This window comes from Heyndrickxia coagulans 36D1 (assembly GCF_000169195.2).
GTDB classification, from domain to species: domain Bacteria; phylum Bacillota; class Bacilli; order Bacillales; family Bacillaceae_C; genus Weizmannia; species Weizmannia faecalis.
Window position 1 is genome coordinate 1,372,406 of sequence record NC_016023.1, and the last position, 25,510, is coordinate 1,397,915.

The 25,510-nt window shown below is 47.8% G+C and carries 16 protein-coding genes, 2 tRNA genes and 3 rRNA genes; 6 read left to right on the forward strand and 15 right to left on the reverse strand.

The features are described 5' to 3' along the window. Positions 1-11: 11 nt before the first annotated feature. From BCOA_RS23705 to dnaA, 15 genes are all read right to left on the reverse strand, one after another. Positions 12-1,481: an aminotransferase class I/II-fold pyridoxal phosphate-dependent enzyme gene (locus BCOA_RS23705; protein WP_017550884.1), complete on the reverse strand. Its 1,470-nt coding sequence runs from the start codon at positions 1,479-1,481 to the stop codon at positions 12-14. Positions 1,482-1,663: 182 nt separating this feature from the next. Continuing rightward, entirely contained in the window at positions 1,664-1,876 is a 213-nt protein-coding gene (locus BCOA_RS23710; RefSeq protein WP_014096595.1) for a sigma factor G inhibitor Gin, read from the reverse strand. Positions 1,877-3,089: 1,213 nt separating this feature from the next. Beyond that, positions 3,090-3,205: ribosomal RNA gene (gene rrf / locus BCOA_RS23715) — 5S ribosomal RNA — on the reverse strand. 132 nt (positions 3,206-3,337) lie between these two features. Beyond that, positions 3,338-6,270: ribosomal RNA gene (locus tag BCOA_RS23720) — 23S ribosomal RNA — on the reverse strand. Positions 6,271-6,359: 89 nt separating this feature from the next. After that, positions 6,360-6,432 (reverse strand) — tRNA-Ala (locus BCOA_RS23725). Positions 6,433-6,445: 13 nt separating this feature from the next. Then, positions 6,446-6,522: transfer RNA gene (locus tag BCOA_RS23730), tRNA-Ile, on the reverse strand. 102 nt (positions 6,523-6,624) lie between these two features. Then, positions 6,625-8,178: ribosomal RNA gene (locus tag BCOA_RS23735) — 16S ribosomal RNA — on the reverse strand. Together the 16S, 23S and 5S rRNA genes with 2 tRNA genes alongside form the textbook arrangement of a ribosomal RNA operon. Before the next feature lie 435 nt (positions 8,179-8,613). Continuing rightward, positions 8,614-9,684: an HD-GYP domain-containing protein gene (locus BCOA_RS23740; protein WP_014096596.1), complete on the reverse strand. Its 1,071-nt coding sequence runs from the start codon at positions 9,682-9,684 to the stop codon at positions 8,614-8,616. 87 nt (positions 9,685-9,771) lie between these two features. Next, positions 9,772-12,246, reverse strand: coding sequence for a DNA gyrase subunit A (gyrA, locus tag BCOA_RS23745; RefSeq protein WP_014096597.1), 2,475 nt, complete (start codon positions 12,244-12,246; stop codon positions 9,772-9,774). 19 nt (positions 12,247-12,265) lie between these two features. After that, positions 12,266-14,191 carry a DNA topoisomerase (ATP-hydrolyzing) subunit B gene (gene gyrB / locus BCOA_RS23750; protein ID WP_014096598.1) on the reverse strand — a complete coding sequence of 642 codons (1,926 nt, stop codon included), beginning with the start codon at positions 14,189-14,191 and terminating at the stop codon, positions 12,266-12,268. A 213-nt stretch (positions 14,192-14,404) separates the two neighbouring features. Beyond that, complete coding sequence (gene remB, locus BCOA_RS23755; protein WP_014096599.1) at positions 14,405-14,683, reverse strand: extracellular matrix regulator RemB; 279 nt, start codon at positions 14,681-14,683, stop codon at positions 14,405-14,407. A gap of 9 nt (positions 14,684-14,692) precedes the next feature. Further along, positions 14,693-15,805 carry a DNA replication/repair protein RecF gene (gene recF, locus BCOA_RS23760; protein WP_014096600.1) on the reverse strand — a complete coding sequence of 371 codons (1,113 nt, stop codon included), beginning with the start codon at positions 15,803-15,805 and terminating at the stop codon, positions 14,693-14,695. A 33-nt stretch (positions 15,806-15,838) separates the two neighbouring features. Then, the gene (gene yaaA / locus BCOA_RS23765) at positions 15,839-16,057 is read right to left on the reverse strand and encodes a S4 domain-containing protein YaaA (RefSeq protein WP_014096601.1); all 219 of its coding nucleotides are present in this window, start codon (positions 16,055-16,057) and stop codon (positions 15,839-15,841) included. A gap of 150 nt (positions 16,058-16,207) precedes the next feature. Continuing rightward, positions 16,208-17,353 (reverse strand): DNA polymerase III subunit beta, encoded by a 1,146-nt coding sequence (gene dnaN, locus BCOA_RS23770; protein WP_014096602.1) that lies wholly within the window; start codon positions 17,351-17,353, stop codon positions 16,208-16,210. A 199-nt stretch (positions 17,354-17,552) separates the two neighbouring features. Further along, positions 17,553-18,902 (reverse strand): chromosomal replication initiator protein DnaA, encoded by a 1,350-nt coding sequence (dnaA, locus tag BCOA_RS23775; RefSeq protein WP_014096603.1) that lies wholly within the window; start codon positions 18,900-18,902, stop codon positions 17,553-17,555. 679 nt (positions 18,903-19,581) lie between these two features. On the opposite strand from dnaA, the gene rpmH reads away from it, so the two are divergent. The 6 genes from rpmH (at position 19,582) to mnmG (ending at position 25,457) form a co-directional block, all read left to right on the forward strand. Then, on the forward strand, positions 19,582-19,716 hold the full coding sequence (gene rpmH, locus BCOA_RS23785) for a 50S ribosomal protein L34 (protein ID WP_003397591.1): 135 nt from the start codon (positions 19,582-19,584) through the stop codon (positions 19,714-19,716). Between the two features lie 98 nt (positions 19,717-19,814). Beyond that, positions 19,815-20,159: a ribonuclease P protein component gene (gene rnpA / locus BCOA_RS23790; RefSeq protein ID WP_014096604.1), complete on the forward strand. Its 345-nt coding sequence runs from the start codon at positions 19,815-19,817 to the stop codon at positions 20,157-20,159. A 106-nt stretch (positions 20,160-20,265) separates the two neighbouring features. Beyond that, positions 20,266-21,054: a membrane protein insertase YidC gene (gene yidC / locus BCOA_RS23795; RefSeq protein ID WP_014096605.1), complete on the forward strand. Its 789-nt coding sequence runs from the start codon at positions 20,266-20,268 to the stop codon at positions 21,052-21,054. Continuing rightward, entirely contained in the window at positions 21,051-21,674 is a 624-nt protein-coding gene (jag, locus tag BCOA_RS23800; RefSeq protein WP_014096606.1) for an RNA-binding cell elongation regulator Jag/EloR, read from the forward strand. Before yidC ends, jag begins: the two co-directional genes overlap by 4 nt. A 301-nt stretch (positions 21,675-21,975) precedes the next feature. Then, entirely contained in the window at positions 21,976-23,361 is a 1,386-nt protein-coding gene (gene mnmE, locus BCOA_RS23805; RefSeq protein WP_014096607.1) for a tRNA uridine-5-carboxymethylaminomethyl(34) synthesis GTPase MnmE, read from the forward strand. 206 nt (positions 23,362-23,567) lie between these two features. Beyond that, positions 23,568-25,457, forward strand: coding sequence for a tRNA uridine-5-carboxymethylaminomethyl(34) synthesis enzyme MnmG (gene mnmG / locus BCOA_RS23810; RefSeq protein ID WP_014096608.1), 1,890 nt, complete (start codon positions 23,568-23,570; stop codon positions 25,455-25,457). Positions 25,458-25,510: the final 53 nt, after the last annotated feature.

Sequence of the window (25,510 nt, forward strand, 5' to 3'; positions counted from 1 at the left end):
TCTCTCCCTCTCTATTTATAAACTGCCAGCCTGTTTTCAAAAAACGGAGCATCCGCGTGAAACCTTGCCCCGCAAGCGCGCAGTTGTTGGATTTGGTAAATATGGGCGTCTCTAACCTGTTCACCCGGCACAAGAAGCGGCACACCGGGCGGATACGGCGTAACCATTTTTGCCGCAATCCGCCCCTTCGCTTCTGCAAATGATACCCATTCTACCTCTTTTTCTTCCATTTCATCATAAGCAAGGTGGAGTTCCGTTAACCCATGCAGGACGTCCAAGCCTGCTGTTTCCATCCGGCTATATCCGGACGCCTGTTTTTGCTCCACCCGTTTCAGCAGGGATTCATTCTCGGCTTGTGGAGATACTCCGGACAGTGCTGCTTCGATCCGCCCGGCAGCATCCTCATACGGAAAAGGCATACCGTTTTTTAAAAGCGGCAGCACAAAGACAACCCGTTGTAAATCCGCCATTTCTGTGTACACACCGGCACCTTCAAGCACGGACTGAAGTTTGAACCCAGAGAGGCCGGGAAATGTCGCCAGCAATTTCAGCGGATCCTGCCCCTCCTTTTTCTCCCATTTTAACATCTTGCTGAGCCGCGCGGAAAATTGCTCCCTTTGTGTCAGGGTATAGCAGATATCTTCACGGCTGAAATTGGCGGCATACCACCTTGCGTAATCGAGCGACATCATAATGGGATACGACGGGCTGCTCGATTGCAGTGCCGATAAATAGAATCCAAGTCTTTCAAACGGAAAATGCGGCGCACGGATATGTAAAAAAGACCCCATTGTCATAGCCGGCAGCATCTTATGGGCAGACTGGACAGCGGCATCTGCCCCCTGGTGAAGCGCCGTCTCCGGAAACGGGGAGCCAATCTGAAAATGCGCACCATGGGCTTCATCCACCAACACATAAGCGCCGTTTTGATGTGCGATGTCAGCCACAGCCCGCAAATCGTAGGTGATGCCATAATAAGTCGGATAAGTCAAAATACACGCTTTCACGTCCCGGTATTTCCTGAACGCCTGTACAAATAATCTTTCTGAAAATCCTGCCGGCATTTGGCGTTCCTTATCGATTTCAGGAAAAACAAAAACCGGATTTGCCCTGGCAAGCCTGAGGGCATGCAAAACCGATTGATGGCAGTTCCGGTCCACAAGCACACGATCCCCCGGCCGGCATACAGAAAGGATCATGGCGAGGTTGCCAACGGTGCTTCCGTTTACGAGAAAATAGCTCTTTTCACTGCCGTAATAAGCAGCCAGCAAATCCTGTGCTTCTTGAATGGCTCCTTCAGCATGGTGCAAATCATCCAGCCCGGACAATTCTGTTGCATCATATTGTAAAAAAGACGCGCTTTCTTTTAACAACGGCTCAATCAACAAGCCGTTTTTATGCCCCGGCACGTGGAACGAAACGGGATTTTTATGTTGATAGCGGCATAGCGCTTCAAATAATGGCATTCGATTTTGATCCATCTCCGTACCCCTTATCATACGGAGCCGCCTGTAAAAACCGGCCCCGAGTTTACTTATTCTATTTTACTATAAACGGGTAAAAGCGGGCAGGAAATGGGTGATTGAAGTTTTTCCGATTGTCTGAGTATCTTTTCATAGAGTAGCATTTACACGGGCAGAACAAAAAAATAACCAAGCCTGTTTTAATATGCTTGGTCATGTATACATTTTGGGCTTTGAACTGCTTTCAACTGTCGGACAAAATAGGAATAACGCGGATCTCCCGTATCGGTACGGACCATTTCCTTTTCGCAGTCACTGCAGATAAATGATGTATAAAGATGGATGCCGTTATGTTTCAATTTCTCACAAACAATGCACATTTCCGGTTCATGTCTCAGGGCACTCCGATCCATCTGCTCCACCCCCTGCTCATTATAATTGCCATCATTTCCGCGGACTATTCACAATCAAAGAGATTTTTTCAAATGTTGCAACGAGAAAGCGAAATGATGTATGGTATCGTATGCCGGTTTTTCAGGTGTGTGTATGTCTCAAAAGAACGCGATAAGAAAGAGCTTGCTGACAAATTGGGTACAAACTCAGAATCGGATTCGTTCAGCAAACCTTAACGAAGACGGGCTTTATGTGAAGGAAGAGACTCGTTTTTGTTTGCTTCCTTGACGTAGACGGGCTTTATGTGAAGGAAGGCCGTCTTTTTTGCTTGCTTTCTTAACATAGACGCGCTCTATGTGAAGGAGGGCCCTCAATTTTCCGCGCTTCCTTAACGTAGACGCGCCCTATGTTAAGGAAGACCTTTGTTTTTGCTTGCTTCCTTAACATAGACGGGCTCTAAGTGAAGGAAGACCTTCGTTTTTGTTTGCTTCCTTAACGTAGACGCGCCCTATGTTAAGGAAGACCTTTGTTTTTGCTTGCTTCCTTAACGTAGACGCGCTCTAGGTAAAGAAAGACCGCCTTTTTTCCGCGCTTCCTTAATGTAGATGCGCCCTATGTTAAGGAAGACCTTTGTTTTTGCTTGCTTCCTTAACGTAGACGCGCTCTAGGTAAAGAAAGACCGCCTTTTTTCCGCGCTTCCTTAACGTAGATGCGCTCTAAGTGAAGGAAGATCTTCGTTTTTGTTTGCTTCCTTAACGTAGACGCGCTCTAGGTAAAGAAAGACCTTCGTTTTTCCGCGCTTTCTTAACGTAGACACACTCTATGTGAAGGAAGACCTTCGTTTTTGTTTGCTTCCTTAACATAGAGGGGCTCTATGTAAAGAAAGGCCTTCGTTTTTCGACGCTTCCTTAACGTAGACGGGCTCTATGTTCAATTTACTTTTTGCACTTTTTGAGATGTTTTCTTAATTCCTTTCGTTACTCTAAAAATTCCCGTTCCTGTACGTAATATCATATCCATGGGAAACCTCTCTCTAGATGTTCATTTCAAGGTGTACATTTAGATAATAGAGTGTCTTCCCATTTTTTCACTTATCTGCCCCTCCGAGTAAAATTTTACATATACTCGGCATTTATCTTCCCTTATCGTTGGGCTACGTCCTTCATACGATTGAAGCGAGGATGGTAAAAGAAATAAAAAAACCACAGACCATTTGTCTGCGGTTCTCTTTTGGCCCGGCAACGTCCTACTCTCGCAGGGGGAAACCCCCAACTACCATCGGCGCTGGAAAGCTTAACTTCCGTGTTCGGGATGGGAACGGGTGTGACCTTTCCGCCATCATCACCGGACCTGTATAATTTTTGGGATGTGTTCCCTGAAAACCGGATGGGAGAAAAAACTGTAAACGGAGAACGCGTTTCTAACTTTGAGAATTGTCTAGCTCCAGTGCACCTTTTTCAAGGCGCCCTTCGCTTTTCTATTTGGTTAAGTCCTCGATCGATTAGTATCCGTCAGCTCCACGCGTCGCCGCGCTTCCACCCCGGACCTATCAACCTGATCATCTTTCAGGGATCTTACCAGTATAAACTGTGGGAAATCTCATCTTGAGGGGGGCTTCATGCTTAGATGCTTTCAGCACTTATCCCTTCCGCACATAGCTACCCAGCGATGCCTTTGGCAAGACAACTGGTACACCAGCGGTGCGTCCATCCCGGTCCTCTCGTACTAAGGACAGCTCCTCTCAAATTTCCTGCGCCCGCGACGGATAGGGACCGAACTGTCTCACGACGTTCTGAACCCAGCTCGCGTACCGCTTTAATGGGCGAACAGCCCAACCCTTGGGACCGACTACAGCCCCAGGATGCGATGAGCCGACATCGAGGTGCCAAACCTCCCCGTCGATGTGGACTCTTGGGGGAGATCAGCCTGTTATCCCCAGGGTAGCTTTTATCCGTTGAGCGATGGCCCTTCCATGCGGAACCACCGGATCACTAAGCCCGACTTTCGTCCCTGCTCGACTTGTAAGTCTCGCAGTCAAGCTCCCTTATGCCTTTACACTCTGCGAATGATTTCCAACCATTCTGAGGGAACCTTTGGGCGCCTCCGTTACCTTTTAGGAGGCGACCGCCCCAGTCAAACTGCCTGCCTGACACTGTCTCCCACCCCGGTAAGGGGTGCGGGTTAGAATTTCAATACAGCCAGGGTAGTATCCCACCGATGCCTCCGCCGAAGCTGGCGCTCCGGTTTCCAAGGCTCCTACCTATCCTGTACAAGCTGTACCAAAATTCAATATCAGGCTGCAGTAAAGCTCCATGGGGTCTTTCCGTCCTGTCGCGGGTAACCTGCATCTTCACAGGTACTATAATTTCACCGAGTCTCTCGTTGAGACAGTGCCCAGATCGTTACACCTTTCGTGCGGGTCAGAACTTACCTGACAAGGAATTTCGCTACCTTAGGACCGTTATAGTTACGGCCGCCGTTTACTGGGGCTTCAGTTCAGAGCTTCGCCTTACGGCTAACCCCTCTCCTTAACCTTCCAGCACCGGGCAGGTGTCAGCCCCTATACTTCGCCTTGCGGCTTCGCAGAGACCTGTGTTTTTGCTAAACAGTCGCCTGGGCCTATTCACTGCGGCTTCCCGGGGCATACACCCCAAAAAGCACCCCTTCTCCCGAAGTTACGGGGTCATTTTGCCGAGTTCCTTAACGAGAGTTCTCTCGCTCACCTTAGGATTCTCTCCTCGCCTACCTGTGTCGGTTTGCGGTACGGGCGCCTTTCACCTCACTAGAGGCTTTTCTTGGCAGTGTGGAATCAGGAACTTCGGTACTAAAATTTCCCTCGCCATCACAGCTCCGCCTTGGCGCGAAGGATTTGCCTCCGCACCGGCCTAACTGCTTGGACGCGATCAACCAGTGTCGCGCTTGCCCTATCCTCCTGCGTCCCCCCATCGTTCAAACGGTGAAGAGGCGGTACAGGAATATCAACCTGTTGTCCATCGCCTACGCCTTTCGGCCTCGGCTTAGGCCCCGACTAACCCTGAGCGGACGAGCCTTCCTCAGGAAACCTCAGGCATTCGGTGGAAGGGATTCTCACCCTTCTTTCGCTACTCATACCGGCATTCTCACTTCTAAGCGCTCCACCGGTCCTTCCGGTCCGGCTTCAACGCCCTTAGAACGCTCTCCTACCACGGACACCAAACGGTGTCCATCCGCAGCTTCGGTGATACGTTTAGCCCCGGTACATTTTCGGCGCAGCGTCACTCGACCAGTGAGCTATTACGCACTCTTTAAATGATGGCTGCTTCTAAGCCAACATCCTGGTTGTCTAAGCAACGCCACATCCTTTTCCACTTAACGTATACTTTGGGACCTTAGCTGGCGGTCCGGGCTGTTTCCCTTTCGACCATGGATCTTATCACTCACAGTCTGACTCCCAAGCATAAGTTTTTGGCATTCGGAGTTTGTCTGAATTCGGTAACCCGATGAGGGCCCCTCGTCCAAACAGTGCTCTACCTCCAAAACTCTTCGCTTGAGGCTAGCCCTAAAGCTATTTCGGAGAGAACCAGCTATCTCCAAGTTCGATTGGAATTTCTCCGCTACCCACACCTCATCCCCGCACTTTTCAACGTGCGTGGGTTCGGGCCTCCAGCAAGTGTTACCTTGCCTTCACCCTGGACATGGGTAGATCACCTGGTTTCGGGTCTGCGGCCTCATACTCTTTCGCCCTGTTCAGACTCGCTTTCGCTGCGGCTCCGCTTCTTCAGCTTAACCTTGCATGAGACCGTAACTCGCCGGTTCATTCTACAAAAGGCACGCCATCACCCGTTAACGGGCTCTGACTACTTGTAGGCACACGGTTTCAGGATCTCTTTCACTCCCCTCCCGGGGTGCTTTTCACCTTTCCCTCACGGTACTGGTTCACTATCGGTCACTAGGGAGTATTTAGCCTTGGGAGATGGTCCTCCCGGATTCCGGCGGGATTCCTCGTGTCCCGCCGTACTCAGGATCCACTCGGGAGAGAACGAAGTGTCAGTTACAGGGCTTTTACCTTCTCCGGCAGGCCTTTCCAGGCCGCTTCACTTAACCTGTTCTTTTGTAACTCCCATATGAGTGTCCTACAACCCCGGAAGGCAAGCCTTCCGGTTTGGGCTGTTTCCTGTTCGCTCGCCGCTACTTGGGAAATCGCAATTGCTTTCTCTTCCTCCGGGTACTGAGATGTTTCAGTTCCCCGGGTGTGCCCTTCCTGCCCTATGGATTCAGGCAGGAATCCTGTCCGATTAAAGACAGGGGGTTTCCCCATTCGGAAATCTCCGGATCAAAGCTTACGTACAGCTCCCCGGAGCATATCGGTGTTTGTACCGTCCTTCATCGGCTCCTAGTGCCAAGGCATTCACCGTGCGCCCTTTCTAACTTAACCATAAAAAGGTTTAAATCCAAAAATAAGCGATTCTCGGTTTACTTGGTTTGTTTCTCCTATCCGGTTTTCAAAGAACACATTTATAAAGGTGGAGCCTAGCGGGATCGAACCGCTGACCTCCTGCGTGCAAAGCAGGCGCTCTCCCAGCTGAGCTAAGGCCCCGATCATTAAGGAATGGTGGGCCTGAATGGACTTGAACCATCGACCTCACGCTTATCAGGCGTGCGCTCTAACCAGCTGAGCTACAGGCCCTTAATGAAAGGAAATATAAGGAAGGATTGAACCTTCAAAACTGAACAAAACGGAAACATCAAACTTAATTTTGGAAAACGAAGTTTTCCTTAATTTCCTTAGAAAGGAGGTGATCCAGCCGCACCTTCCGATACGGCTACCTTGTTACGACTTCACCCCAATCATCTGTCCCACCTTCGGCGGCTGGCTCCGTAAAGGTTACCTCACCGACTTCGGGTGTTACAAACTCTCGTGGTGTGACGGGCGGTGTGTACAAGGCCCGGGAACGTATTCACCGCGGCATGCTGATCCGCGATTACTAGCGATTCCGGCTTCATGCAGGCGGGTTGCAGCCTGCAATCCGAACTGGGAATGGTTTTCTGGGATTGGCTTAACCTCGCGGTCTCGCAGCCCTTTGTACCATCCATTGTAGCACGTGTGTAGCCCAGGTCATAAGGGGCATGATGATTTGACGTCATCCCCACCTTCCTCCGGTTTGTCACCGGCAGTCACCTTAGAGTGCCCAACTCAATGCTGGCAACTAAGGTCAAGGGTTGCGCTCGTTGCGGGACTTAACCCAACATCTCACGACACGAGCTGACGACAACCATGCACCACCTGTCACTCTGTCCCCCGAAGGGGAAGGCCCTGTCTCCAGGGAGGTCAGAGGATGTCAAGACCTGGTAAGGTTCTTCGCGTTGCTTCGAATTAAACCACATGCTCCACCGCTTGTGCGGGCCCCCGTCAATTCCTTTGAGTTTCAGCCTTGCGGCCGTACTCCCCAGGCGGAGTGCTTAATGCGTTAGCTGCAGCACTAAAGGGCGGAAACCCTCTAACACTTAGCACTCATCGTTTACGGCGTGGACTACCAGGGTATCTAATCCTGTTTGCTCCCCACGCTTTCGCGCCTCAGCGTCAGTTACAGACCAGAGAGCCGCCTTCGCCACTGGTGTTCCTCCACATCTCTACGCATTTCACCGCTACACGTGGAATTCCACTCTCCTCTTCTGCACTCAAGCCTCCCAGTTTCCAATGACCGCTTGCGGTTGAGCCGCAAGATTTCACATCAGACTTAAGAAACCGCCTGCGCGCGCTTTACGCCCAATAATTCCGGACAACGCTTGCCACCTACGTATTACCGCGGCTGCTGGCACGTAGTTAGCCGTGGCTTTCTGGCCGGGTACCGTCAAGGCACCGCCCTGTTCGAACGGCACTTGTTCTTCCCCGGCAACAGAGTTTTACGACCCGAAGGCCTTCTTCACTCACGCGGCGTTGCTCCGTCAGACTTTCGTCCATTGCGGAAGATTCCCTACTGCTGCCTCCCGTAGGAGTTTGGGCCGTGTCTCAGTCCCAATGTGGCCGATCACCCTCTCAGGTCGGCTACGCATCGTTGCCTTGGTGAGCCGTTACCCCACCAACTAGCTAATGCGCCGCGGGCCCATCTGTAAGTGACAGCAAAAGCCGTCTTTCCTTTTTCCTCCATGCGGAGGAAAAAACTATCCGGTATTAGCCCCGGTTTCCCGGCGTTATCCCGATCTTACAGGCAGGTTGCCCACGTGTTACTCACCCGTCCGCCGCTAACCTTTTAAAAGCAAGCTTTTAAAAGGTCCGCACGACTTGCATGTATTAGGCACGCCGCCAGCGTTCGTCCTGAGCCAGGATCAAACTCTCAGTAAAGATGTTTGATAAAAGCTCAAAAAGAATTTGACGTTTCGTTTTGTCCAGTTTTCAAGGAACAATCACATCTTGTGACGACTTTTATATCATAACATATCCGGCAGCTTGTGTCAACAAAAAAAGCAAATCAACAAGCAACCATAAAAAGCACAATTTCTATTATACTCGTTATGCAGTAAATTGCAAGTACTTTTTTCGGTTCGCGCAACAAAATCCTATACAATGCACAAAATCTAAATAAATTGAACTTAAGGTTTTTACGTAAAATCAATTATGCTCCGGATAGATATTGTTTCTGGCAATACATAAAGTAATAAATTTATCTCTCCTGAAGGCTTCCGCTGGTACGACAATAAATACGGCATCGGTGTCTAAGGGTTATCCAAACAAAATATAATAAAGCTTCTATTTTGGCCGGTTTCTGCTTTTCAAACCTCACCGGATTAATTCTGTAATAAACAAATCAGGCCGGCTTTCCAAATCCACCATTTCATTGCTGCTAAAAATTTTCACAAGCGGTTTAATGGGAGCGGACGGTTTCATGTAAAGCACTTCTGCTTCTTCATTGTTGGATAAAAAGACCTTTGATCCAATCGTTAAATGGGCAACAAGGCTAATTAATGCATGGATCACAGCAATATCGAACTCTCCGAAGTGATCCTCCAGCAGCTCTTCAATGGCCTGAAACGGGATTTTCTTCTTTTTATAAATATGGTCGCATACGATGGCATGGTATACATCCGCAACGGCCACAATTCTTGACAGGATCGGAATTCTGTCCGGTTTTTCACCAAATGGATAGCCGCTTTTGTCAAGACGTTCATGATGCTGTAAAATTGCGAGTTTCGTTTCGGATTTCAAAAGGGGCGAGTGCTGGACCATTTTTAGCCCGTATACAGGATGGTTCCTGATTTCTTCGTATTCTTCTTCTGTTAAGGAGGCTGATTTTCTCAGCAAAGGCGCAGGGATTTTTGCCATGCCGGCATCTGCGAGGCAGCCCGCCAATGCAGCCTGATAGCAAGTTCCCTTCCCGAGTTGCAGTTTTTGGGCGATTGCGCCGCTTAACAGTCCGACCGAGACGGCATGATGATAGATGTATTCCTCTTTTGTTGCATATTGATGAATAATGCGGATTTTCCCGGGATCCTGTTCGATCAATTCAAAAAGCGGAATAAAAAAATCCCTCACTTCCCCTACACTGACTTTGGAACCGGACTGCCAGCTTTGAAACATTTTCTTGTAACTGCCAACCGCAGCCGTGTACTGCTCCCGGAATGCTTCTGGCACTGTTGCCGTTTCCTGACTTTCTTCCCTCGTGCTCTCTTTCGTCTCTTTACGGCTATTGGAACGGCCCACATCCACTTCTTCTATCCCGAATGCTTTCAAAATATGAATCATTTTCTGCGTTAAAAGGGTTCCTTTTGGCATAATGGGGTGAGCCGTTTTCCCCATAACATCCTCAGCCAAACAATAGCCGGGGACGAGATCGACTACTTTTATCTTCAAGTTTTTCTCCCTCCGTCAACAAGCAACTGTGCTGCCCATATTTTATCAAAAAAAAGAAGCATTGTGTGCAATGCTTCCTGAGATTTCTTATTCCTCCCCGGTTTCTTCCACCGGATCCACATGATTTTCTTCTTCATCTTTTTCCACTTTTGCGACTGTCGCAACATATTCTTCGTCACCAAGACGGATCAGTTTGACACCCATTGTATTTCTGCCGAGCACCGAAATATCCCCGACAGCCATCCGGATCAGCACGCCGCCTGCTGTAATGAGCATGATGTCTTCTTCTCCCGTTACCGTCTTCACAGCAACAAGTGGCCCGTTTTTGCTCGTGATATTGCAGGTTTTCAAACCTTTTCCGCCCCGGCTCTGGATACGGTACTCGCTTCCTTTTGTCCGTTTTCCATAGCCGTTTTTGGTCACAATAAGCACATCATCGTTTTCTTCCAGAATTTCCATGCCGACTACTTCATCATCACCGCTTAAAGTAATGCCTTTTACCCCTGTTGCCGACCGCCCCATTGAACGCACATCCGTTTCCGGAAATCTGATCAGCATGCCGTTTTTCGTACCGATAATAATGTCTTTATGGCCGTCCGTCAGTTTCACGGAAATCAGCTCATCTTCTTCTTTCAGATGAATAGCAATCAGGCCGTTCGTCCGGATGTTGGCAAATTCAGTTACAGGGGTGCGTTTTGAAATGCCTTTTTTTGTGGTAAAAAATAAAAACCAGTCTTCTACGAAATCTTCCACACGGATCATCGTATTGATCCATTCATCCTTGTCAATTTCAAGCAGGTTGACAATCGGAATGCCCTTTGCCGTTCTGCCGTATTCCGGAATTTCGTATCCTTTCTTCTTATAGACCTTTCCTTTATTCGTGAAGAAAAGGATCGTATCATGGGTTGATGTCGTTAAAAGATGTTCAACGAAATCGTCCTCATTCGTGCCCATGCCCTGTACACCGCGGCCGCCGCGTTTTTGGCTCCGGTATGTCGAAATCGGCAGGCGTTTGATATAGCCGTTATGGGTCAAAGTGATGGCGATGCTTTCCTGCGGGATCAAATCCTCATCCTCAATCTGGTCAACGCTTGCTGCAATTATTTCCGTGCGCCGTTCATCATTAAACCGTTCTTTAATTTCGAGCAGCTCTTCACGGATGATTTCAAGCACTTTTTCTTCATCTGCCAAAACGGCTTTCAGTTCTGCAATCAGTTGGATCAAGCCCCGGTATTCTTCTTCAATTTTTTCGCGTTCCAGCCCGGTCAAACGTTGCAGCCGCATATCGAGAATTGCCTGTGCCTGCTTTTCGGACAGGGAAAATTGCTCCATTAAACCGGTACGGGCAATATCCGTTGTTTGCGAGGAACGGATCAGCTGGATAATCGCATCAATATGGTCAAGTGCAATGCGCAGGCCCTCCAAAATATGGGCACGCGCTTCCGCTTTTTTCAGTTCAAAAGCCGTTCTGCGGCGGATCACTTCTTCCTGATGGTCAAGGTAAAACTTAAGCGCCTGTTTTAAATTCAGCACTTTTGGCTGGCCTGCAACAAGCGCCAGCAGGTTGATACCGAATGTCGTCTGCATGGCGGTATGCTTGTACAAATTGTTCAAAATCACATTCGCATTTGCATCACGGCGGACTTCAATCACCATCCGCATGCCGTTGCGGTCGGACTCGTCACGCAGATCGGTAATGCCGTCGATCCGCTTTTCATGCACAAGTTCTGCAATCCGTTCGATCAATTTGGCTTTGTTGACCTGGTAAGGCAGTTCGGTCACAATGATGGATTCTTTGCCGTTTGATCTTTGTTCAATTTCCACCCTTGCGCGAAGTGTGATAGAGCCTCTTCCCGTTTCATAAGCACGGCGGATGCCGCTTCTTCCGACAATTAAACCGGCCGTAGGGAAATCCGGCCCTGGGATATATTCCATCAATTCCTGGATCGTGATATCCGGGTCTTTGCTTAAAGCAAGAATTCCGTCGATGACTTCACCGAGTTGATGCGGTGGAATGTTCGTTGCCATGCCGACCGCAATCCCGGAAGAACCGTTCACCAACAGATTCGGAAAACGGGAAGGCAGGACAGCCGGCTCTTTTTCCGAACCATCGTAGTTGTCCTGAAAATCAATCGTATCTTTGTTAATATCGCGCAGCAGTTCAAGGGAAATTTTTGACATGCGCGCTTCCGTGTAACGCATGGCAGCAGCCGGGTCGCCGTCAACAGACCCGAAGTTGCCGTGCCCGTCAACCAGCATATAGCGGTAGCTGAAATCCTGCGCCATCCGCACCATTGTTTCATACACGGCCGAATCGCCGTGCGGGTGATATTTCCCGATGACTTCCCCGACGATACGCGCCGATTTTTTATACGCTTTATCAGGAGTCATCCCGAGATCGTGCATCGCATATAAAATTCTCCTATGCACAGGCTTTAATCCGTCCCGTACATCCGGAATGGCCCGGGAAACGATGACGCTCATCGCATAGTCAAGAAAGGATGTGCGCATCTCCTGGGTTAAGTTTACTTCCACAATATTTGATTCCGGTGTGTCAGCCATTTATGCAACCTCCTTTTCTTTAAATGTCCAGGTTTTTCACGTAAATGGCATTTTCTTCGATAAAATTCCGCCGCGGTTCCACTTTATCGCCCATCAGCATTTCAAATGTGCCGTCCGCTTCAATCGCATCGTCAAGGCTCACTTGCAGCATCGTCCGGTTGGCAGGTTCCATCGTCGTCTCCCAAAGCTGTTCCGGGTTCATTTCGCCGAGACCTTTATAACGCTGGATAGCGGGCTTCGGCTGGGCGGGTAGCGTATTAAGCAATTCCTCAAGACCGCGGTCGCTGTATACATATTCGACCCTTTTTCCCTGCTGCACTTTATAAAGCGGCGGCTGGGCGATATAGATATAGCCTGCATCGATTAATGGACGCATATAGCGGTAGAAAAACGTTAATAATAACGTGCGGATATGGGCACCGTCGACATCCGCATCCGTCATAATCACGACTTTATGATAACGCGCCTTCGAGATGTCAAAATCTTCTCCGACACCTGTGCCAAGCGCGGTAATAATGGTCCGGATTTCCGCATTTGACAAAATTTTATCCAAACGCGCTTTCTCTACGTTTAAAATTTTCCCTCTTAAAGGCAGGATCGCCTGAAACATCCGGTCCCTTCCCTGCTTGGCAGAACCGCCGGCCGAGTCTCCTTCGACAATGTAGAGCTCGCTCTCAGCCGGGTCGCGTGATGTGCAGTCTGCAAGTTTGCCCGGTAGGCTTGTCGATTCGAGCGCGCTTTTTCTCCGTGTCAGTTCGCGCGCTTTTTTCGCAGCCATCCTTGCCCGGGCAGCCATCAGCCCTTTTTCGACAATTTTCCGCGCCACTTGAGGATTTTCCATCATAAACTTCTCAAACGTCTCGGAAAATACCGCATCTGTAATCGTTCTTGCTTCTGTATTTCCAAGCTTCGTTTTCGTTTGTCCTTCAAACTGCGGATCCGGGTGTTTGATGGAAACAATCGCAGTGAGGCCTTCCCGGACATCTTCGCCCGTTAAATTGGCTTCATTTTCTTTGATCAGATTGTTTTTCCGGGCATAATCATTGATGACGCGCGTTAAAGCCGTTTTAAAACCGGACTCATGTGTGCCGCCTTCGTAGGTGTGAATATTATTGGCAAAAGAATAGATATTGCTGGCAAACCCGTCATTGTATTGAAGGGATACTTCAACGGTTATGCCGTCTTTTTCGCCTTCTACATAAATCGGTTCCTTATGGAGCACTTCTTTCGAGCGGTTCAAATGCTCCACGTACGATTTGATCCCGCCTTCGTAATGGTATTCTTGTTTGCGCGGATTTTTTTCGCGTTTGTCCTCAATGGTGATTTTGATCCCTTTATTTAAAAAGGCAAGTTCACGGAGCCGGGTTGTAAGAATATCAAAGTCGAACTCGGTCGTTTCCGTAAAAATTTCCGGATCCGGCTTGAAGTGAGTCGTTGTGCCGGTACGATCCGTTTCGCCAATGATTTTTAAGTCAAAGGCAGGTTTGCCGCGGCGGTATTTTTGGTAGTAAATATGCCCGTCGCGGTGGACATAGACATCGAGCTCTGTAGACAGGGCATTCACAACAGACGCACCAACCCCGTGCAGACCGCCGGACACCTTATATCCGCCACCGCCAAATTTCCCGCCGGCGTGCAAAATGGTCATGATGACTTCAACGGCAGGCCTGCCCACTTTTTCCTGGATGCCGACCGGGATGCCGCGTCCGTTGTCCTTCACGGTAATGCTGTTGTCTTTTTCAATAAAAACATTGATTTCATCGCAAAAACCGGCCAGTGCCTCGTCAATGCTGTTGTCCACAATTTCCCAGACAAGATGGTGAAGGCCTCTCGCACTTGTCGAGCCAATATACATCCCCGGACGTTTGCGCACCGCTTCCAGCCCTTCAAGAACCTGGATTTGCTCGGCACCATAAGACTGCTTCTGTAATTGTTCTTGTTCCAATTATACCACCTGCACTCTCTTAAATTGAACCTGCGGGATTCCTGCGGATACTGGAGCACACTCCGGTTATCCCGGCAGATTGCACCCGCCACTTTTTGCGGTTAGCCGGAAACAGACGTACCAAAAAACACGCCTTGCATGAAGCCGGTTCAACTCATAACTAAAGTTACAAGCCACCACCGGTTGAATCACAAAACAGCTTTTTTTCGTATGTTAAACCGGTTTTCCGGTAAAATGTTCGGTTATAAACCCGGCCGGAGAAAGGCCGATTGCCCGTTTGAACAGAATGCCGGGGGAAAAAGGCGATAAATAGACCGCATTTTGGGTAATCACGGCCGATTTAAAGCTGCCCTTTGCCAAATTGACTGTGGCTTTTTTGAAAGCCTGCAAATAAGCTTTGTTGATCCCGGAGCTATTGAGCGATCTCTCGTCCATAATAGCGATAATGTCATCACTTCGAATCATGACATCTTCTGCGAGATGGAGATACATAGGCACACCTCACCTGACAATTTGTCCTGCCTTCACTGTATACATGGATGCCTCCCGTAACGTTTGATGATCAACCCCATCCACGCTTGTCGTTGTCACAAATGTCTGCACCCTTCCCTGAATCGCATTCAGCAGATGGGACTGGCGGTAGTCATCCAGCTCCGACAGTACGTCATCCAGTAGCAGGATCGGATATTCCCGGATTTCCGAATAAATCAGTTCAATTTCAGCCAACTTAACAGATAATGCGGCTGTCCGCTGCTGCCCCTGCGATCCGAATGTATGGACATCTCTGCCGTTCACGACAAAAGCCAAATCATCGCGATGCGGGCCGGCCATCGTCACGCCCCTGTCAATTTCCCGCTCCCTTATTTCGGCAAATTTATTTTCGTATGATTTTATCATTTTTGACCAATCGAGCTCTTCTGATACATTCACAGAGGGTTTATATTGGATCTCAAGTTGTTCAAGACCGCGGGAAATCGAATGGTGGATCGGGCGGGCCCATTCTTCGAGCATCCGCACAAATTCAAACCGCCGCATGACAATTTTAGCGGCTTGTTCAATCAGCTGTTCGGTTAAAATATCGAGCATCGTCCGGTCTGTCTGTTTTTTCATCTGCAGCTGCTTCAAATAGTGGTTCCGCTGCTGCAATATTTTTTGGAACCGGCTCATATCATACAGATAAACCGGCGAAATTTGCCCGATCTCCATATCGATAAAGCGGCGCCTGACCTGCGGGCTCCCCTTTACGAGATTCAAGTCTTCGGGCGCAAACATGACCACATTCATATTGCCGATATACCGGCTTAATTTTTTTTGCTCAATATGATTGTACTTTGCTTTTTTGCCTTTTTTGGAGATGGTCAGTTCAAGGGGAACAGAACCATGCGTTTTGTGAAGTCTCCCTTTTATTTTAGCATATTCTGCGTCCCAGCGGATGAGTTCTTTATCATTTGACGTCCGGTGGGATTTCGCCAGTGCCAAAACATAAATGGCTTCCATCAGGTTGGTTTTTCCCTGGGCGTTTTCCCCGAGGATCACATTGACTTTGTTTTCAAACGGAATGGTTAATGTTTCATAGTTGCGGTAATTGTGAAGTTCCAGTTCCTGCAGGTACATATGCCAACATCCTTTATGCGGAAAAAGCGCCGGTCAACCGCGGATAATTTGAAACATACCGATTCCGCCAATTTCAACCCGGTCCGCCTCTTTCAGTTTCCGCCCTCTTCTTTGCTCCGGTTCTCCATTGACGAGCACTTCATGTTCGGTTAAAAACCATTTTGCCATTCCGCCGCTTTGAATGATATCCGCAAATTTTAAAAATTGGCCAAGCGTAATGGTATCTGTTGAGATTTTTACATTTTTTGCCATTTCTTCACTCTTTTCATGTACTCACTAACATATTATTTTACTAAAAATCAGGCAGAAACACAAAGCATAACAAGGCATTCCCGTTGCCGCCCGCTGTTTTCCGCATGCAACGGAGATGAAAAAAGCCTGTTTTTCAACAGGCATTTTTCATCAATACGTCCTTACCGGCAAAATCAGCTGCAATGTCGTATCATCATTTACCGGCCGGATGATAAATGGCCTCATCGCACCGGTAAAACGGATGGTGATTTCCGTTCCCTCGAGCGCTCTTAACGCGTCCATCATATATTTGGAACTAAACGAGATTTTTAATTCTTCCCCTTCAATGGATTTACAGTTTACCCTGTCCGTCACTTTCCCGATTTCCGGCGAATTGGATGTGATTTCAATCGTGCCCGGGATATCCGTAACGGATGAAAGTTTCACGACATTTGCGTTTTGCCCCTCTTTTGCGAGTAACGATGCCCTGTCAATGGCTTGCAGAAACTCTTTTGTATTCACAACGATTTCCGTTTTTCCATCTGTCGGGATCAGCCGTGATGTATCCGGGTAATTTCCTTCCAGCAGACGAGAGAAAAACAATAAATGCTTTGCTTTAAATAAAACCTGATTATCCGTTATGACAATTCCCACCGGTTCATTCGAATCCGGCAAAATTTTATTCAACTCATTTAAACTTTTCCCCGGAATTACAATATTATACTCGGCATCTGCGGCCATTTCGATTTCCGCTGTCCTTTGCGCCAGGCGGTGGCTGTCTGTTGCAATACAGTTCAACCTGCTGCCTTTAATGCTCCAGTTTACACCTGTCAAGATCGGGCGGGTTTCCGCGGTGGAAACGGCAAATACCGTTTGCCGGATCAGATTTTTTAAAATATCTGCCGGAATTCGGATCACTTTGTCTTCCGTAATTTGCGGCAAATGCGGGTACTCTTCCGCATCAAGCCCGTTTAAATTAAAGTTGGATTTGCCTGAACGGATGATGGTCTGGAATTGATTGGCCACTTCTATCTCCACAATATCCATTGGCAGCTTTTTGACCAGTTCCCCAAAAATTTTTGCTTGCAGCACAATGCCGCCTGTTTGCTGAATGACAGCAATTTCATCCCCGTCTTCTTCTTTTGGCACAAATGACTCAATTGAAATATCGGAATCACTGCCTGTAAACGTGATCCCTTCTTCTGAAGCGGTAATTTTAATGCCGGTTAAAATCGGAATCGTGGTTCTGGACGTAATGGCTTTTGACACATCTTGGACACTTTCGATTAGGCGGTTCCGCAAAATAGAAAATTTCATGGTTATTCCTCCATCGTGTGACGCATATACTTATACTTAATCTTTTTTTAAAAAACAGTAGTACTAGTAATAGGGGTTGTGAACATGTGGATAACGTTGCCGGTGCAATGAAATACAGTCTATCCACATGTGGACAGACTGTTCATACATTATCCGTTGTTATGCACAATATGCTCTAGCCCGCTTTTTGAACCGTGGGCTACCCATTTTTCAGCAAATTTTGCAGTTCTTCAATTTTCTTTTGAAATTGCGCATCCGTTTGAATCAAATTGGCAATTTTCTCATGGGCATGGATCACGGTTGTATGATCTCTCCCGCCGAACTCCTCCCCGATTTTCGGCAGCGAAAAATCCGTCAGTTCCCTTGATAAATACATGGCAATCTGGCGCGGAAATGCAACGGATTTCGTGCGCTTTTTCGCTTTAAAATCTTCCATTTTCACATGGTATTCTTCCCCGACAACTTTTTGAATGTCCTCGATCGTAATCGTTTTTGGCTTGGCGCTTGGGATGATATCTTTCAGTGCTTCTGCGGCAAGGTCGGCATTGATATCCTTATTGATCAGCGAAGAATAGGCGACAACACGGATCAATGCGCCTTCCAGTTCACGGATGTTCGTGTCAATTTGATTCGCGATGTAAAGCATCACTTCGTTCGGAATATCCAAACCGTCCGCTTTCGCCTTTTTTCGCAAAATGGCGATGCGCGTCTCAAGGTCAGGCGGTGTGATGTCTGTGATTAATCCCCACTCAAACCGCGAACGCAGCCTTTCTTCAAGCGTCGGGATTTCTTTCGGGGGCCGGTCGCTTGAAATGACGATTTGCTTGCTCTCCTCATGCAGCGCATTAAATGTATGGAAAAATTCTTCCTGCGTGGATTCTTTTCCGGCGAGAAACTGAATATCATCTATCAGAAGGATATCCACATTCCGGTATTTGTTCCGGAATTCGCCTCCTTTATTGTCCCGGATGGAATTGATGAATTCATTCGTGAATTTTTCAGAAGACAAATACACCACTTTGGCTTTTGGATTATGCTCTAGTACATAGTGGCCGATCGCATGCATTAAATGCGTTTTTCCAAGGCCCACCCCGCCGTATATGAACAACGGGTTATAGGCTTTTGCCGGCGCTTCGGCAACGGCAAGGGAAGCAGCGTGTGCAAAACGGTTACCGGAACCAATGACAAAGGTATCGAATGTATACTTTGGAATCAACATACTCTGATAGTCGCGGGTATCATTCAATTTTTCCGCTGATTTTTTCGGGGACGGGAACAGTTCCGGTTCATCACTGTCCTGCTGTTGCGGAATAACGAATTTAATTTCAAGCTCTTCTCCGGTTATGTCGTACAAGACCGTTGTGATGAGCGGAATATAATGGCCCTCCAGCCAATCCCTGGCAAATTCATTCGGCACGGAAATGACAAACGTATCGTTTTTGAGCGAGTATGCCTTCGTCGATTTCAGCCAGGTGTCAAAGCTGGGTTTACTGATCTTTTTTTCAATCACGGACAATGCTTTTTCCCAAAGATCAGCGATATTTTCCAACGCCAATCCCTCCTTTTTATCAAACGAAAAATAACCATTCTCTCTGTCTGTGTAACAATGTTTCGGCGAAGGTTACGGCCATTTATAAACATGCATATGTTTGTATAGTGGAAAAATATATAATAAGGAATAAATACGGTTTTTCGACAGCATCCACCAATTGTGGACAACTTTACTCCATTGGTCTGGATAAACTGTCCACAAGTTATCCACAAACTGTGGATGAACAAGTTATGCACAACCGGTTATTCAGGGTTAAAACACAATAATCATAACAGATAATCTTAGGTGTTGCAATGATCTTTGTAAATTATCCACAATTCGCAAAAGGTGTGAAAAAACATTATCCACACACTCTGAATTTGTGTGAAACTTGTCAATAATTGTTGTGGACAGTTAAAAATTCACCGAAAAATTATCCACATACCGGATATGTGGAAAAATGGCGGCTGATGACAAAGGGTGATCATCATGTCCCGTTCTTTTCGGAAACCCGAGCCGTTTTGACCGGAAAAGCAAGGAAGCGGAACCGGAAAAACGGCTCGTTATTTCTGCGGGAAAATGAAAGTCTGGTACGTGAGAAGTTTTGAAGAGCCTTGACAAGCAGGAAAGTTCGTCATTATAATGATATAGACTGTCGTTTATCATTCGAACGAATTCCCTCGAGGAGGTGTCATACATGAAAAGAACTTATCAGCCTAATAAAAGAAAAAGAAGCAAAGTCCACGGCTTCCGTGCGCGCATGAGTACAAAAAACGGCCGCAAAGTATTGGCAAGACGGCGCCGCAAAGGAAGAAAAGTATTATCCGCATAACCACTGAAAAGTCTCAGTGGTTTTTTTTAACAAAAAAGGCGGTTTCGGGGTCACCGCTTTTTCACTGCATCACTGTTGGCAGGTCAGAAGGAGTATATATGAGAAAATCTTATCGGATAAAAAAAAATACAGAATTTCAGGAGGTTTTCAAGCACGGGAAGTCGTTCGCAAACCGCCAGTTTGTTGTATACGTGCTGGAAAAGGAAAACCGAAAACATTTCAGAATCGGGCTTTCCGTCAGCAAGAAGCTGGGGAATGCCGTCAAAAGAAATCAAATCAAAAGATATATCCGGCAAGTGTTTTTAGAGTTGAAAGAAGACATCCCGCCCGGATATGATTATATTATTATCGCCAGAAAACCGGCGGCCGAGATGAATTACCATGAAGTCAAGAAGAGCTTAATCCATGTCCTGAAAATAGCCCATGTCCTTAAAAAAAGTTAGAATAAAAGAAAGAAGTGCCAGGGCGTGTGGCAGCATCCGGCTGCTTTGGATCATCTAAAAAAGTAAGCGTTTTTTGCTGAAATCTCACACAGGGGAGGACAAACGATTGGGAAAAAAGTTTTTTCTGGCAGGAATGGTACTTGCCCTTGCCGCCGTGATGGCCGGCTGTACGGAATTTAATCAGGATATCACACCGGAAAGCAAAGGAATCTGGAACCAGTATATTGTATATCCCTTATCCTGGCTGATTATAAAGGCAGCCCAATTTCTGGGGGGCAGCTATGGGCTATCCATTATTTTGATTACGATTATCATCCGCCTTGCCATTTTGCCGCTGAATATCACCCAGTTAAAAAGTGCGAAAGCCATGCAGGCACTCCAGCCTGAAATCAAAAAACTGCAGGAAAAATATGCCTCAAAAGATGCGGTAACACGGCAAAAACTCCAGCAGGAAATGATGAAATTGTATCAGGAGTACCATATCAATCCTGCCGCAGGATGCCTGCCGATTTTAATTCAAATGCCGATTTTAATCGGATTTTACCATGCCATCAACCGGACGCCGGCTATCCGCGAATCCGCTTTTCTTTGGTTTGATCTCGGATCCGTGGATTATGTGCTTGCTGTGATTGCCGGAATCACCACCTTTCTCCAGCAAAAAGTGATGATGTCCGGGGGAAATTATGATGCAAATCCGCAAATGAAAATGCAAATGAACATGATGCTTTGGTTTATGCCCATTATGATTATTGTAATCGGCGTGGGGCTCCCGTCCGCGCTGCCGCTGTACTGGATTGTCGGGAACATCTTCATGATTGTCCAGTCGTATTTCATTAAAAGTCCTACTGCAAGTATGCCTGTCCAAAACGCGAAAGCCAGGGGGACGAAAAAATGAAGGAAACGACTTCAACAGGGAAAAATGTAGAAGATGCTGTCAACCAGGCCCTTCGCGAGCTTGAAACGGAAAAAGAAAATGTGGAGATTGAGATTCTTGATGAAGGCAAAAAAGGCATATTCGGTCTGCTCGGCGCGAAACCGGCAGTGGTCCATGTCCGGCTGAAAGAGACGCCGGTTGAGCAAGTGCTCTCATATTTGCGCAATATTATCGAAAAAATGGGGGTTTCCCCCGGCCTTCAATTCGAAGAACATGACCGGACATTGCATATTAACGTGACAGGCGAAAATCTTCCACTGCTGATCGGAAAAAGGGGACAAACATTAAACGCTTTGCAGTTTCTCACGCAGCTGGCAGCGAACCGGTATTATCCGCATTATGAAAGAGTGATGCTCAATATCGGCGATTACCGGAAAAGGCGGGAAGAGGCGCTAACCCGGCTTGCGGAAAGGCTTTCTGCCCAGGTTTTGCGCACCGGACGGCCGGTAAAGCTCGAGCCAATGCCATCCTATGAAAGAAAAATCATCCACAGTGCGCTCGCTCATCATAAACAGGTCATCACCTATTCAGAAGGAAATGAACCAAAACGTTATGTTGTCATTGATTTGGCAAAGCGTTGAACGGCCTCCTTCCGGGAAACCGGGGGAGGCTTTTTTTTAGCCGCACCCTCTGGACGGAAAGCTTTTTTGCCGGTTGAAAAAAACCAGCATATCCACAACCTGGAGCAATCAGCTTTTTCTGCCGTTGTTATTCACATGTGGATAAGTTAAAATGGAATTATCGGCTTTTTGTGGATTGTGGAAAAGAACATATCGCTTGTATTCGCGAAAAAATTTGGTATTCTATTACGTTAGGTGAAAAAAAGAAAACAGAATGCCAATCTTTTATATAAATGACCAAAAAAGGAAGCGGGGTGAAAAAATGGAAATGGATACAATTGCGGCGATCTCGACGCCGATGGGAGAGGGAGCGATTTCGATTGTCCGGCTAAGCGGCGAAAATGCGATTGCGATTGCGAATCGATTATTTGCAGGTGTCGGCGGAAAAAAACTGGTGGATGTCCCTTCGCACACGATCCATTATGGGAAAATTGTCGACCCGGACACTGGAGAAACCGTTGAGGAAGCGATGGTGAGCGTGATGAAAGCGCCGAAAACGTTCACGCGCGAAGATGTCGTGGAAATCAACTGCCATGGCGGGCTTGTCGCTGTAAACCGGGTATTGCAGCTCGTTTTAAAAAATGGTGCGCGCCTTGCCGAGCCGGGCGAATTTACAAAACGGGCGTTTTTGAACGGACGCATTGATCTCTCACAGGCGGAAGCAGTCATGGATTTAATCCGCGCCAAAACGGATAAAGCGATGAACGTGGCGATCGGCCAGATGGAAGGCAGATTGTCGAAACTGGTCAAAAAGCTGCGCCAGGAAATACTGGAAGTCGTCGCGCATATCGAAGTCAATATTGATTATCCGGAATACGACGATGTTGAAGAGATGACGCACCGCATGCTGAAAGAAAAAGCACAGTACATCAAAAATGAAATTGAAAAACTGTTGCGGACAGCGCATCAGGGAAAAATTTTGCGGGAAGGGTTGTCAACGGCTATTATCGGCCGCCCGAATGTTGGAAAATCATCATTGTTAAACAGCCTTGTCCAGGAAAATAAGGCAATTGTCACCGATATTCCCGGCACGACACGCGATGTGATCGAAGAATACGTCAATGTCCGCGGTGTGCCGCTGCGCCTGATTGACACCGCAGGCATCCGCGAAACAGAAGATATCGTGGAACGAATTGGTGTGGAACGTTCGCGGAAAGCGCTCAAGGAAGCGGATTTGATTTTGCTTGTTATCAACTCATCCGAGCCGCTCAGCCCGGAAGATGAGGCATTGTTTGAAGCGGTGGAAGGCATGGATGTGATTGTCATCTTAAATAAGTGGGACCTGCCGCATCAAGTGGAGATGGAAAGCGTCCGCGAACTTGCACAAGGCGCGAAAATCCTTACCACGTCGCTTGTAACAGAGGAAGGCATGGAAAAATTGGAAGATGCGATTGCTGCGATGTATTTTGAAGGGCAGATGGAAACAGGCGACCTGACATATGTATCAAACAGCCGCCATATTGCGCTTTTGAACCAGGCATTGGAAGCCATTCAAGATGTGCAAAACGGCATTCAATCCAACACCCCGATTGATATCATCCAAATCGACCTGACCCGGACATGGGACCTGCTCGGCGAAATCATCGGCGACACCGTCCAGGAAAGCTTACTGAACCAACTCTTCTCCCAATTCTGCCTCGGGAAATAGAAAAGCGGAGGCGACTGTATAGCGGCGTACGGATTTTGTAGTCTTCGACCGAGATAAAGGAAACACGATGAGCCGGTAGGCGAATCGATGCCCGCTTATCGAAAGGAGAAGACGTAAAAATCCGTACGCCGCTAGGAGCCGCAGCTAGACAAAGAAAAGCGGAGGGCGTTTGCCCGTTGATTTTATAAAATAAAGGAGTGATAAGCATGCGGCAATACGATGCAGGAGACTATGATGTCATTGTAGTCGGCGCCGGGCATGCCGGTTGTGAAGCAGGCCTGGCCGCCGCAAGAATCGGTGCCAAAACGTTAATGATCACGATTAACCTTGATATGATTGCCTACATGCCGTGCAACCCGTCGATCGGCGGTCCGGCAAAAGGGATCGTCGTCCGCGAAATCGATGCACTCGGTGGTGAAATGGGCAGGAATATCGATAAAACCTATATTCAAATGCGGATGCTCAATACCGGAAAAGGGCCGGCCGTTCAGGCGCTCAGGGCTCAGGCGGATAAAGTCGAATACCAGCGTGAAATGAAAAAAACCATCGAAAACCAGGAAAATTTGACGCTTTTGCAAGGGATGGTCGAAGAACTGGTCCTTGAAGACGGTGTCTGCAAAGGCGTTGTTACAAAAACCGGCGCAAAATATACAGCCAAAACGGTTGTGCTGACGACCGGCACGTTCCTGCGCGGCGAAATTATTATCGGGGAACTGAAATATTCGAGCGGCCCGAATAACCAGCAGCCTTCCATTGCCCTCGCTGAAAAACTGGAAGAACTCGGCTTTGACCTCGTCCGCTTTAAAACCGGGACGCCACCGCGCGTAAACGGCAAAACGATCGATTACAGCAAAACGGAAATCCAGCCGGGCGATCTGGAACCGCGGGCTTTCAGTTATGAAACGACGAAGATGATTACGGACCAGCTTCCTTGCTGGCTGACTTACACCAATGAGCGTACCCATGCCATTATTGACGCCAATCTCGGCCGCGCGCCGATGTTTTCCGGCATGATTAAAGGCACGGGGCCGCGTTATTGCCCATCGATTGAAGACAAAGTCGTCCGCTTCCATGACAAGCCCCGCCACCAACTCTTCCTGGAACCGGAAGGCCGCCACACGGAAGAAGTGTATGTACAAGGGCTTTCAACAAGCATGCCGGAAGAAGTGCAAAGAGAAATTTTGGCCTCCATTGAAGGGCTGGAGCATGCAAAAATGATGCGCCCCGGTTATGCAATTGAATATGATGCGATCACGCCGACGCAGTTGTGGCCGACACTCGAAACGAAAAAAGTGAAGAACCTTTATACAGCCGGCCAAATCAACGGGACGTCCGGTTACGAAGAAGCAGCCGGGCAGGGGATTATTGCAGGCATCAACGCAGCGCAAAGAGCAATGGGGAAAGAAGAACTTGTCCTTGGCCGTTCCGATGCTTATATCGGTGTTTTAATTGATGACCTGGTCACAAAAGGAACACGCGAACCGTACCGCCTTTTAACCTCCCGTGCTGAATATCGCCTGCTGTTGCGCCATGACAATGCGGATCTAAGGCTGACTGAAATCGGCTATCAAATTGGCTTGATTTCCGAAGAACGTTACCGGAAATTTACGGCGAAAAAACAGGCGATTGAAGCGGAAATCAAGCGTTTGAAATCCGTCATTCTGAAACCGGATGAAAAAACACAGACACTGATCCGGGAAGCAGGAGGAAGCGAACTGAAAGACGGCATCCACGCCGCTGATCTCCTGAAACGGCCGGAAATGCGGTATGAACATATCAAAGCGCTTGTGCCGCCTGAAATGGAACTTTCGCCTGAAGTGGAAGAACAGGTGGAAATCCAGATCAAATATGAAGGCTATATCGCAAAATCATTGCAGCAAGTTGAGCGGATGAAAAAGCTGGAAGACAAAAAAATCCCGTCTGATATTGATTATGATGCGATCCACGGGCTGGCAACGGAAGCGCGCCAAAAATTAAACAAAGTGCGCCCGATCTCGATTGCCCAGGCATCACGCATTTCCGGCGTAAATCCGGCTGATATTTCAATTTTACTTGTCTACATTGAACAGGGGAAAATTGCAAAAATCCCTGGATAAGGCATGAAGCCCGGGTTTTTCCGGCTTCTCCCTTTTTTTACATATCAACCGAA